10 protein-coding genes are annotated in these 12,105 nt (G+C 59.1%); 1 reads left to right on the top strand and 9 read right to left on the bottom strand.

Going from position 1 to position 12,105, the window contains the following annotated elements; translation table 11 throughout:
* Nucleotides 1-9: 9 nt before the first annotated feature.
* The 5 genes from carA to pvcA form a co-directional block, all read right to left on the bottom strand.
* Nucleotides 10-1,158: a glutamine-hydrolyzing carbamoyl-phosphate synthase small subunit gene (gene carA / locus KHA73_RS03100; protein ID WP_234588704.1), complete on the bottom strand. Its 1,149-nt coding sequence runs from the start codon at nt 1,156-1,158 to the stop codon at nt 10-12.
* Nucleotides 1,159-1,628: 470 nt separating this feature from the next.
* Nucleotides 1,629-2,450, bottom strand: coding sequence for a 4-hydroxy-tetrahydrodipicolinate reductase (gene dapB / locus KHA73_RS03095; protein ID WP_234588699.1), 822 nt, complete (start codon nt 2,448-2,450; stop codon nt 1,629-1,631).
* 259 nt (nt 2,451-2,709) lie between these two features.
* Nucleotides 2,710-3,972 (bottom strand): glycosyltransferase, encoded by a 1,263-nt coding sequence (locus KHA73_RS03090; RefSeq protein ID WP_272496178.1) that lies wholly within the window; start codon nt 3,970-3,972, stop codon nt 2,710-2,712.
* Nucleotides 3,973-3,997: 25 nt separating this feature from the next.
* Nucleotides 3,998-4,861, bottom strand: a complete 864-nt coding sequence (locus tag KHA73_RS03085; RefSeq protein WP_234588689.1) for a TauD/TfdA dioxygenase family protein — start codon at nt 4,859-4,861, stop codon at nt 3,998-4,000.
* An 82-nt stretch (nt 4,862-4,943) separates the two neighbouring features.
* Nucleotides 4,944-5,909, bottom strand: coding sequence for an L-tyrosine isonitrile synthase (pvcA, locus tag KHA73_RS03080; protein WP_234588679.1), 966 nt, complete (start codon nt 5,907-5,909; stop codon nt 4,944-4,946).
* Between the two features lie 192 nt (nt 5,910-6,101).
* Between pvcA and KHA73_RS03075 the strand changes: the two genes are divergently transcribed.
* Nucleotides 6,102-6,995: a LysR family transcriptional regulator gene (locus tag KHA73_RS03075; RefSeq protein WP_261082696.1), complete on the top strand. Its 894-nt coding sequence runs from the start codon at nt 6,102-6,104 to the stop codon at nt 6,993-6,995.
* A 315-nt stretch (nt 6,996-7,310) separates the two neighbouring features.
* Here the strand turns inward: KHA73_RS03075 and ispH are convergent, their stop codons facing one another.
* Genes ispH through ileS form a run of 4 tightly spaced genes read right to left on the bottom strand, consistent with a single transcriptional unit; the run spans nt 7,311 to nt 12,056 of the window.
* Nucleotides 7,311-8,264 (bottom strand): 4-hydroxy-3-methylbut-2-enyl diphosphate reductase, encoded by a 954-nt coding sequence (gene ispH, locus KHA73_RS03070; RefSeq protein WP_234588675.1) that lies wholly within the window; start codon nt 8,262-8,264, stop codon nt 7,311-7,313.
* Complete coding sequence (gene fkpB, locus KHA73_RS03065) at nt 8,245-8,715, bottom strand: FKBP-type peptidyl-prolyl cis-trans isomerase (protein ID WP_234588673.1); 471 nt, start codon at nt 8,713-8,715, stop codon at nt 8,245-8,247. Before fkpB ends, ispH begins: the two co-directional genes overlap by 20 nt.
* Before the next feature lies 1 nt (nt 8,716).
* Nucleotides 8,717-9,226 (bottom strand): signal peptidase II, encoded by a 510-nt coding sequence (lspA, locus tag KHA73_RS03060; RefSeq protein WP_234588671.1) that lies wholly within the window; start codon nt 9,224-9,226, stop codon nt 8,717-8,719.
* 13 nt (nt 9,227-9,239) lie between these two features.
* Nucleotides 9,240-12,056, bottom strand: a complete 2,817-nt coding sequence (gene ileS / locus KHA73_RS03055) for an isoleucine--tRNA ligase (protein WP_234588669.1) — start codon at nt 12,054-12,056, stop codon at nt 9,240-9,242.
* Between the last annotated feature and the right edge of the window lie 49 nt (nt 12,057-12,105).

Genomic DNA, 12,105 nt, shown 5'->3' with positions numbered 1-12,105 from the left:
TGCTCCTGATTATTTGGCGTTAGAACGGTAAGTCTCAATCAGTTCGATAAAGTGATCGAACAGCGGCGCGGCGTCGTGCGGGCCCGGGCTGGCTTCCGGGTGGCCCTGGAAGCTGAACGCCGCTTTGTCGGTGCGGTGGATGCCCTGCACCGTATGGTCGAACAGCGATTTGTGCGTCACCCGCAGGTTAGCCGGCAGGTTGTTTTCGTCTACCGCAAAGCCGTGGTTCTGCGCGGTGATCATCACGGTATCGTTGTCCAGGTCTTTGACCGGGTGGTTGCCGCCGTGGTGGCCAAGCTTCATCTTCACGGTCTTCGCCCCGCTGGCCAGCGCCAGCAGCTGGTGGCCCAGGCAGATGCCGAACACCGGAATGTCGGTGTTCAGGAACGCCTTGATGGCGGCGATGGCGTAGTCGCACGGCTCCGGGTCACCCGGGCCGTTGGACAGGAAGATGCCGTCCGGATCCATCTTCAGCACCTCGTCGGCCGGGGTTTGCGCCGGCACCACGGTCAGGCGGCAGCCGCGATCCACCAGCATGCGCAGGATGTTGCGCTTGGCGCCGTAGTCGTAGGCCACCACGTGGAACGGCAGCTCTGCGGCGGTTTTGGCTTCCGGCAGCTCGCCTTCCAAAGTCCAGCTGCCCTGCTGCCAGCTGTAAGCTTCTCGGGTGGTCACTTCCTTCGCCAAATCCATGCCTTTCAGGCCCGGGAAACCCTGCGCCTTGGCCAGCGCCAGCGCGGCGTCCGGCGAATCTGCGGCGATGATGCAGCCGTTCTGGGCGCCTTTCTCACGCAGCAGGCGGGTCAGCTTACGGGTATCGATATCGGCGATCGCCACGATGTTGTGGCGTTTGAGGTATTCGGACAGGCCTTCTTCGTTGCGGTAGTTGCTGGCAATCAGGGGGAGGTCGCGAATGACAAGGCCTTGGGCGTGAACAGCGGAGGATTCTTCGTCGGAAGCATTGGTGCCGACATTGCCGATATGAGGATAAGTAAGAGTAACGATCTGGCGGGAGTAGGAAGGATCAGTGAGGATTTCTTGATAGCCGGTCATCGACGTATTGAAGACCACTTCCCCCACTGCCGTACCCTCTGCCCCGATGGCCCGACCGTGGAATTGGGTTCCGTCTTCCAGAACCAATAGCGCTGACTTAATCAAAACACCCTCCAAGGAATAATCAATCACAATATTTGCATATTAATTCAGATATCGCGATCTAAATCAATGCAAAAACCGTCCGCGAGGCCAATTTTTGGCAAATTGGGCGCATTTTAATGATGAGTGCCCGCCTTGTCTACCCAAAGCGCCTTTTTTTCTCTTATTTTTGCTGTTTTCGCTGTTTAATGGGGCCAGCAGCCATAAAAACACAGCTAAACTCGGGTGGGTAAACGGTTGCGAGGTACAATGACAGAAATTCGCAGTTTCACGGGCTAAAATAAGGTTAAAAAATAACTCCCCTGCGAAAAAACACGATTAAATCCAACATAAACAGATAAAAATACGACTCTCTCACAAAAAACTATTCATACACCTTATTTTTAATGTTAAAAAAAAGGACAATAAAATTATTGCCCTATTATCATAGCATTATGATCAACACAACCACATCACAATGGTATTCAGGTTAGTTATAACTGGTCTAGATTGAGCACGTCTCGCATATCAAATAGCCCCTTATCACGGCCATGCAGCCAAATAGCCGCCTTAACCGCGCCGCTGGCAAAAGTCATGCGGCTGGAGGCTTTGTGGGTAATTTCCACCCGCTCGCCGATGTCGGCGAACATCGCCGTATGTTCACCGACGATGTCCCCGGCACGCAGGGTGGCGAAGCCGATACTTTTCGGATCGCGCTCGCCGGTATGGCCTTCACGCGCATACACCGCGCAGTCTTTCAGGTCACGGCCCAGCGCCCCGGCAATCGCCTCGCCCATCGCCAGCGCAGTCCCCGAAGGGGCATCCACTTTATGGCGGTGATGCGCCTCAAGGATTTCGATATCGGTATAGTCACCCATCACCTGAGCGGCTTTTTCCAGCAGCTTCAGCACCAGATTGACGCCGACGCTGAAGTTGGCGGCAAACACGATGCCAATATGCTGCGCCGCATCGCGGATCGCCTGCTTGCCGGCATCGTCGAAGCCGGTGGTGCCGATGACCATCGCTTTGCGATGCGCCACGCAGAACTCCAGGTACCCCCGAGTGCTTTCCGGGCGGGTGAAGTCGATCAAGATGTCGAAGTCGTCAACCACCTTGTCCAGACCGTCGCTGACGGCCACGCCTAGCGCGCCAATGCCCGCCAGCTCACCGGCGTCGACGCCGATCAGGCTGGAGCCGGGGCGAGACAGCGCCGCCCCCAGCACCACGCCTTCCGCCTGCTGCACCGCCTGGATCAATTGGCGGCCCATACGGCCGCCGGCGCCCGCAATCGCAATGCGGATGTGTGAATCAGTCATGCTTGCTCTCTTGTTGATTTAACGCCTGCCCATTAGGCCTATCCCGTCAGGGTAACTGCCCCACCTTACCATCGCCAGAGGATTCATTTCATAATTAGAAAATTATGATATCCCCCACTTTTCATCAGCAACGCTGTCAATAGGTTAACATTCAGCCGATGCCAGGGCCCTGGGGTGATTGTACATAATCATGCAGTTTCCATTCAGAAAAAAGCATAAAAAAGGCGCCGCGAACGGCGCCTGGGAACCGGGAAAAACATCACTGCGCCGTGATGGCGGCGACTTCATGAGCGATAGACGCCAGCGCGTTATGCCGGGCATAGTCTTCCCGCACCAACGCCGCACGCTGCCGGTAGGCCGGCTGCTGCAGAATGCGGCTCGCCGCCGCCTGCAGCTGGCCTTCGTCCGGATGGCTGGTGTGCAGGTTGACGCCGCAACCGGCCGCCACCACGCGCGCCGCAGCCTCCTGCTTGTCTTCGCCGGTGCCGGCGACGATCAGGGGCACGCCGCTATCGAGTGCGTAGTTGATCGAACCGTAACCGCCGTTGGTGATCAGCAGCGCCGCCTGCGGCAGCCAGTACTCGAAGGAGATAAACTCCCGCAACCTGGCGTTGGCCGGCAACGGGGCCATCAGCCCGTCGACCGCGCGACCGCCGGTGGTGGCCAATACCCGTACCGGCAACTGCGCCAGGGCTTTCAGCGCCGGTACGATCAGCTGGTGCAGATCGACATTCGCCAGCGTGCCCTGTGTGACAATAACCAATGGACGATCGTCGTTTTCGTCCCAGCCCGCCTCTTCCGTCACCAGCTGCGCGCCGCTGCGCAGCGGGCCGACAAAGCGCACGCCGGCCGGCAGATCGTCACGCTCATACTCCAGCGCCGTAGTGGACAGCTGCAGGAAACGGTCGCAGCCGCCGATCAGCGCATCGGTAAACTGACGCTCCAGCGGGCCACCGCCCGATTGCGCCAGCGCAGCGTTGAAACTGTGCTGCACCTCGTCAATCAGCCTCTGGGTCGTTTCGTCCACCAACTGCTCACGGCGCAAATCCTGCGGCAGCAGCGCCGGCGGAATACGCGGCCCGTAGAAGACAGAATCACGCGATGAATACGACAGCGGCGTTACGCCAATGCCGAATACCGGCGGCCGATCGCTCGACTGCAGCAACGGCAGCACCCCATAGAAGCAGTTTTCCACCATCAGCAGATCGGTGGCTTCGGCGGCAATGGCCGCCCGCAGTTGGCTGTCCAACAGCGGGATGGGCGCGGCGAAGAAGTCTTTCAGCGCCAGCGCCATCTGCGCGTTGCCCGGCGGCAGCGCGGCCCGCTCGGGAAAATGCTGCTCCAGGTGGCGGTAATCGAAATCCACCTGCGCGTCGAAGGGAACAAACTGCGCGCCGATCGCTTCGGCGCGTTCACGAAACAGCGCGCCGGTCATGACCCGCACCTGATGCCCTTGCGCGATCAGGTAGCGGGCGATGCTCAGCATCGGGTAAACGTGCCCCGGGGTGGCGACCGCCGCCATCAGTATCCTTGCCATAGTTGCCCCGTTAAGCCTCTGCGTTAGCCGGCTTCAGCGCCAGATTGGCGCACGCCGGGTTGCTCTGAATGTGTACGCGCTGCAGATGGCGCGCGGAACGAGCGGTGAAACCTTCGCGCCCATGCAGCAGCGAGAAGTTGTCCGCCACCACCACGTCGCCCTGCTGCCATTGATGGGCATAATAGTGGCGCGGATCGTACAGGTGCTGTTGCAGAGTATGGTGAAACGCTTCCTGCTGCTCCGCCGGTACGCCGTGGTACTCCAGCGCATGCTGATTGAGGAATTTTTTGCCCTCGGTCGGCGGCTCGTTATAGCGCATGATCAACCCTCTGCCGCCCGGGTGTTGCACCACCAACGGCGAACAGACCTCACCGCCGTAATGCACTACCTGTTTGATGCGATAGGTGATCGACACCGCCAGCCACTGCGCCAGCTGCGCTTCGTCCGCGTTGGCCAACAGCCGGGTGGTGTCGACAAAGGTAGTGCGCCCGCCCTCGTCCTGCGACGGCGCCGCCACGCAGTGAAACAGCTGGAATTCCGGAATGGTCGGTTTGTACATGCCATCCCAATGCAGCGGCACGTAACTGCTGTCGAAGATGTGGTCTTTGGCGTCCGGATGCTCTTTCACGTCCAGCACTGCGCCGAACGGCCACATCATGATCTCGCCCCATTGATCGGCGTAGCCGGTCAACACCTGCGGATCGGTAAAGCCGGAGGCGAAACCGCGCAGCACCAGCAGGTGATGTTCCTGCGCCAGCGCGCGCAGCGCCTCAACCGGCAGCGAGGCTATCTGCTGCCCGGGGTGCTGTGGGGTTAGTATCGCGCCGAAGGGTGCGTTCGGCTGAATATGGCAATTAAGCGGTCGTTGGTTCATCGGTCTTTCTCCTTGCATCGAATTGGCTGCTCACACGGCAACGCGCCGTTAAAAACGCCCCCGTCAGGAGTACGGGCGCAAATCAAGCCACTTGCGGCTGTTCAATCAGGTAATGGCTAGGTTCGCCGCGAATTTCCACCAGCTCGCCGGCCATCTGCTGCGCGTCTTTGCGCTTCATCAGCACAAACTGGCCGTTGACCTTGGCCGCCACGCCGTGCCACGGCGTCAGCCAGTCATCCTTGGTCGGCATCATGTGAATGCCCATTTTCAGACTGTCGACCGGCTGCGGGTGGATCGACAGCCGGATCGCCGCCGGGAAATGCTGGGCCAGCAAATTGCCCCAGGCCCAGCTGCGCTGGATCACGCCGCAGGCGCGCTGCTTGGCGTCCTTTTGCAGTGCGGCGTTGGAACCGCTGTAGCCCGGCAGCTGGCTGTCCTCATACAGGAAGCGGGTGATGGCGCGGTACAGCATCAGGCCCTGCTCGTCCTGCATCAGCTGCTGCTTAATCGCCTCTTCCGGCTCGGCGTAGCCGTCCACCAACAGTTGACGCAGCAGATCGTAGTCGCCGGTATGTTCCGCCAGCCCTTCGACGTCGCCGAGGTTAAACACGCTCAGGTGCGTGGCCCCGACTTCGTGCAGCAAGTTTTCTATTTCGCGCTGATAGTGGTTGATCGCCTCATCGCTGACGCGGATCAGGTCGCCGAATACGTGGCCGTCGGAGCAGATCACGATATGCGCGCCAGGCGCATAATAGAGCTGGATGCGCTGGCACAGTGAGTTGAGGAAGATCAGCGACAGCCGCTCCGCCATGTCCGGCACCGCACCTATCACCTTATTGGCATTGGGTGACTTGGTCGGGAAGGCCGGCAGCACGAATTCAATCCGTTGGCCGTTTTCAATAAATGCCCGGATGCGCGGTAATTGCACCTGGGTGACCCGCTGTTCTTCCTCCGTCATGGAGGTTTCTGCACCGGGGAAACGACGGCGGTATTGCAATAATTCATGGAGGATCTTTAAGGCTATTTTTTCTGTCTGGGCGCTGTCCACAATTAACTCCTGTTGCGATGTGGTTCGGGTAATTTATTGGCAAACGCAATAAGGCTTTTCAAAAAAGAAACTAAACGAAAGCAAAATAATGATTAACCCGACGTTTCTATGCTCCAGACAATATAGAAGAGATGATGCTATATTATTAGTCCTTATAATTTACAATCTTGGTTAAGTTGTGCTTAACAAACTATGAGTAATATTCTAAAACGCATGGCCATTTTCTCTAAAGTTGTCGACTGCGGAGCATTCAGCATGGCGGCGAAAGAATTGGGCATTACCACTTCCGCCGTCAGCCAACACATTCGCCAGCTGGAAGATCATCTGGGCATTCAATTATTGTTGCGCTCCACCCGCTCACTCAGCCTGACCGAGGCAGGGCTGTGTTTTTATGAGGACTGCCTGCTGATGATCCACGCCGCCGAACGCGGCCAGCAGCGGATTGCCGCGCTGCGCGGTGAGCTGGTGGGGGAACTGCGCGTCGCCACCTCGACCGAATTCGCTACCCACTATCTGGTGCCGGCGCTGCAAAGCTTTCTCGACGAGCACCCGCGCATCACGCTGCGGCTGGAGATCCAGGATGAGAAGATCGACCTGATAGGCCAACGCATTGACTTAGCGATCCGCGGCGGCGTACTGGCCGATTCCAGCTACGTTTCCACCCGCCTGGCGCGCTTGCGCGAAGTGCTGTGCGCCTCGCCGGCCTACCTGGCCGGCCACGGCACGCCGGATACGCCGCAGGCGTTGTCGCAGCATCAGTGGGTGACCTTTACGCCGCTGGGCAATCCGCAATTCGTCAGGCTGATGCATCATGGGGGCGGCGAACACCGGCTGCGGTTGACCGGGCGTATCTTCACCAACAACGGCATGGCGATGAAAGAGCTGGCGCTGGCGGGAAAAGGCATCATTCGCAATCTTTTCGCCAACGTCGAACGGGAATTGCGCAGCGGTGAGTTGATTGAGATATTGCCCGAGTGGCGGCTGCCGGAAATTAATTGCTATGCGATTATGCCGCGTAGAGAGATCCAGCCATTAAAGGTTCGCCGTTTGCTGGAGCATATGAAAATCTATTTGCAAAATAAATAACGCACTGCCGTAGACCATAGCCACATAAAATAAAATAAGAAACATCTGTAACATGACTATTGTAATTATTGTTTTTACCTTGCCAACGTCAGGCCATACTTAGATTGCAGGCTAATGATTTTTATATTAATAACTTTTCATCCAGGCATATAATGAATTTCTCGCCTTTGATTCAAATACTCAGAATGAATTTGACTTTAGTTAGCAGAAAATTTGAATGCCTCCCTCATCATTATTTATTCCGCCGCAAGTTTCCCGTTGCCAAACGTAAAACGGGGAGCCTTGGCTCCCCGTTGTGGTGCTGCATTCGTCGCGTTAATCGACCTGCCGGATATCTACCCGCAGCTCTTTCGGCACTTCGAACACGATGTTTTCTTCACGGCCGCTGATTTCATGCACTTCCAGCCCGCCCAGCGCCTGCAGGCGACGGATGACGTCCTGCACCAGCACGTCGGGCGCCGAAGCCCCGGCGGTGACGCCGATGTTGCGCGCGCTGCTCAGCCAGGCCTCCTGGATATCCGCCGCGGAGTCGATCAGATAAGCGGGCTTGCCGACCCGCTGGGCCAGCTCCGCCAGGCGGTTGGAGTTGGAAGAGTTCTTCGACCCCACCACCAGCACCACATCCGCATCGCCTGCCAGGCTGCGCACCGCTTCCTGCCGGTTGGTGGTGGCGTAACAGATATCATCTTTGCGCGGCCCGATAATGCTCGGGAAGCGCTGACGCAGCGCATCGATCACGTCGGAAGTATCGTCCACCGACAGCGTGGTTTGCGTCATAAAGCACAGGTTGCTTTCATCCTTCACCTGCAGCTGCCAAACGTCTTCCGGCGATTCCACCAGGTACATGCCGCCTTTCGGATTGCTGTACTGGCCCATGGTGCCTTCCACTTCCGGGTGGCCGGCATGACCGATCAGAATGGCTTCGGTGCCGCGGCGGCTGGCGCGCGCCACTTCCATATGCACCTTGGTCACCAGCGGGCAGGTCGCGTCAAACAGCATGGTCAGATCGCGCGCCTTGGCTTCGGCGCGCACCGCCTGAGATACCCCGTGCGCCGAGAAGATCAGAATCGATCCATCCGGCACTTCGGAAATCTCTTCGATAAACACCGCGCCGCGCTCGCGCAGGCTCTCGACTACGTAGCGGTTGTGCACCACCTCATGCCGCACGTAGATCGGCGCGCCGTAAATCTCCAGCGCGCGCTCGACAATGCTGATCGCGCGATCGACCCCGGCGCAAAAGCCGCGCGGGTTAGCCAGCAATATTTGCATGCGTTTCCTCCTGCTGCGGGTCGATCTCCAGCACTTCGATATCGAAGCTCACAGGATGCCCCGCCAGCGGATGGTTGAAATCAACGGTAATCGAATCTTCCGCCACTTCACGCACCACGCCCGGCATTTCGCTGCCGTCGATGGCGGTAAACAGCATGATGGTGCCTACGTCCGGCACGCCGGTTTCCGCGAAGTCGCGGCGTGAGAAGAACTGGATCAGATCCGGGTTCTCCGCGCCGAACGCCGCTTCCGGCTGCAGGGTAAAGGCGCACTTGTCGCCCGCGCGCAGGCCGAGCAGATGCGCTTCCAGCGGCGCCGACAGGCTGCCGTCGCCCAGGCGGAACAGCGCCGGCTTGCCGCTGCTGCGGGTGGATTCGGCGGTCGAACCGTCTTCCAGTTTCAGCGTAAAGTGAACCAGCACTGCGCTGTCACCAATAACCTGAGCCGTCATATTACTCACCTTTACTCTTTGCGCCTTTGTTCGCCGGCGACAGGAAACCTTCCAACACGATCATCGCCGCCCCAACGCAGATAAAACTGTCCGCCAGGTTGAAGGTCGGGTAATGCCAGGTGCCGACGTAGAAATCGATAAAGTCGACCACGTAGCCGTGCCACAGGCGATCGAACAGATTGCCGAGCGCGCCGCCGATAATGAAAGCATAGGCGATATTGTTCAGCTTCTGCTGCGCGCTGCTGCGGTACATCATCACCAACAGCACCGCCACGATGGCGATGGCGATGCCGGCGAAGAACCAGCGCTGCCAGCCGCCGTGATCGGCCAGGAAGCTGAACGCAGCGCCGTAGTTGCGCGCATAGAACAGGTTGAACGACGGGATCAACGGCTGGGACTGACCCAGCACGAAGTTACCGAGGATCCACTGTTTGCTGGCGAAATCCAGCACCAGCACCGCCACTACCACCCACAGCCAACGCAGGCCGGTCGAACAGATTGATTTACTCATCAGGTTCGCGTTCTCAGGCAAAGTTACGCTTTTCACCGTCGCCGGCGACGTTGCTTACACAGCGGCCGCAAATGTCTGCGTGCTCCGCCACCAGGCCGATATCGGTGGTGTAATGCCAGCAGCGCGGGCATTTTTCCCCTTCAGCGGTACTGAAGGCGATTTTCAGGCCTTTCAGCGATTCCGCAGTCTGCGCGTCCGCCGGCGCATCGGCCAGAGGCGCAACGCGCGCTGCGGAGGTCAGCAGCACAAAGCGCAGCTCGTCCTGCAGGCTATTCAGACGTTCAGCCAGCTCGCTGTCGGCGTACAGCGTCACCGCCGCTTCCAGCGAACCGCCGAGGCGTTTGTCCGCACGCGCCTGCTCCAGCACCTTGTTCACTTCGCCGCGCACTTTCAGCAGCTCGGCCCAGAAGGCGTCGTTCATGCTTTCGCCTTCCGCCAGCCCGAACAGGCCGTCGTACCACTCTTCGGTAAACACGTACTGCGTGCGTTTGCCCGGCAGGAAGCCCCAGATTTCATCGGCGGTGAACGACATGATCGGCGCCATCCAGCGTACCAACGCTTCCGCGATGTGGTACAGCGCGGTCTGGCAGCTGCGGCGGGCGACGCTGTCGCTCTTCGCGGTGTACTGACGGTCCTTGATGATATCGAGATAGAAGGAACCCATCTCGACCGAGCAGAATTGCATCAGGCGTTGCACCACTTCGTGGAAATCGTAGCTGGCGTAAGCCTGCTCGATGTCCTGTTGCGCCGCCAGCGCGCGGCCGACCGCCCAGCGATCCAGCACCACCATGTCTTCCGGCGCCACGCAGTCGGTGCTGGGATCAAAACCGTTAAGGTTGGCCAGCAGGAAGCGCGCGGTGTTGCGGATGCGGCGGTAAGAGTCGGCGGAACGCTTGAGGATCTCGTCGGACACCGCGATTTCGCCGGTGTAGTCGGTAGAGGCCACCCACAGGCGCAGAATGTCGCCGCCCAGCTTGTTCATCACGTCCTGCGGGCTGACGGTGTTGCCGATCGACTTGGACATCTTGCGGCCCTGGCCGTCGACGGTGAAGCCGTGGGTCAGCACTTCTTTGTAAGGCGCCTTGCCCTTCATCGCGGTGGAGATCATCAGCGATGACATGAACCAGCCGCGGTGCTGGTCGGAGCCTTCCAGATACATATCGGCGCCGTGGCCGTTGAACTCAGGGCGCACGTCGACCACCGAGGCGTGGGTCGAACCGGAATCGAACCACACGTCCAGGGTATCAGGCACTTTCACGTAATCGGCGGCGTCGGCGCCGAGGATGTCGGCCGCGTCCAGATCCCACCATGCCTGAATGCCGTCCTGCTCGACGCGCCTGGCCACTTCTTCCATCAGCTCAACGCTGCGCGGGTGCAGCTGCTCGGTATCTTTATGCACGAACAGCGACATCGGCACGCCCCAGGTGCGCTGGCGTGAGATGCACCAGTCAGGGCGGTTGGCCACCATCATTTCGATGCGCGCCTGGCCCCAGTCCGGGATCCACTGCACGCCTTTGATCTCTTCCAGCGATTGCTGACGCAAGCCTTTCTGATCCATGCTGATGAACCATTGCGGCGTGGCGCGGAAGATGATCGGCGTTTTGTGGCGCCAGCAGCACGGGTAGCTGTGCACCAGTTTTTCCACGTGCAGCAGCGCGCCTTTCTCACGCAGCAGCTCCACGATCAGGTCATTGGCCTTGAACACGAACTTGCCGTCCAGCAGCGGGTGCGTGCCGGTCAGGTAGCAGCCGTTCGGCCCCACCGGGTTGGCGATCTCCAGGCCGTATTTCTGGCTGATGACGAAGTCGTCCGGGCCGTGACCGCCGGCGGTATGCACCGCACCGGTGCCGGCATCCAGCGTCACGTGTTCGCCCATAATGGCCGGCACGTCGAAGCCCATAAACGGATGCTGGAAGCGCAGCAGTTCCAGATCGGCGCCTTTGCAGCTGCCCAGCACCGTCCATTCGGTGATGCCGGCGCGTTTCATTACGCTCTCCACCAACTCGGCGGCCAGGATCAGGCACTGGCCGTCGACCTGCACCAGCTGGTAGCTGAACTCAGGGTGCAGCGAGATGGCGCGGTTGGCCGGCAGGGTCCACGGGGTGGTGGTCCAGATCACCAGCGAAATGCTGCCGTTGAAGTGGCTCACGCCAAACTTGGCCGCGACCGCAGCCGCGTCGGCGGCGTGGAACGCCACGTCGATAGACGGCGACGTCTTGTCGTAGTATTCCACTTCCGCTTCGGCCAGCGAAGAGCCGCAGTCGGTACACCAGTGCACCGGCTTGGCGCCTTTCAGCAGATGGCCGTTGCTGATGATCTTGCCCAGCGCGCGGATGATGTTGGCTTCGGTTTTGAAGTCCATGGTCAGGTACGGACGATCCCAGTCACCCAGCACGCCCAGGCGGATGAAGTCTTTCTTCTGGCCTTCAACCTGTTCAGCGGCGTATTCGCGGCATTTTTGGCGGAATTCTGCCGCGGTCAGCTTCTCGCCCGGCTTGCCGTACAGCTGCTCGACCTTCAGTTCGATCGGCAGGCCGTGGCAGTCCCAGCCGGGAATATAAGGCGAGTCGAAACCGGCCATCCCTTTCGACTTGATGATAATGTCTTTGAGAATCTTGTTAACCGAGTGACCAATGTGAATGCTGCCGTTCGCATACGGAGGGCCGTCATGCAGAATGAAGGATTTTTTGCCCTTTTTGGCAGTACGAATCATCCCGTACAGATCCTGTTCATACCAACGTTGCAGCATGCCAGGTTCACGCTTGGCGAGATCGCCGCGCATCGGGAACCCTGTTTCCGGCAAGTTCAGGGTATTCTTGTAGTCACTCATGAGATTCTCGTTTCCGTTTTCGGCTATTTACCCGTCGCACTGCTCAGCT

Source organism: Serratia entomophila, from assembly GCF_021462285.1.
GTDB classification, from domain to species: Bacteria; Pseudomonadota; Gammaproteobacteria; order Enterobacterales; family Enterobacteriaceae; genus Serratia; species Serratia entomophila.
This window is presented reverse-complemented; position numbering and strand designations above follow the sequence as displayed.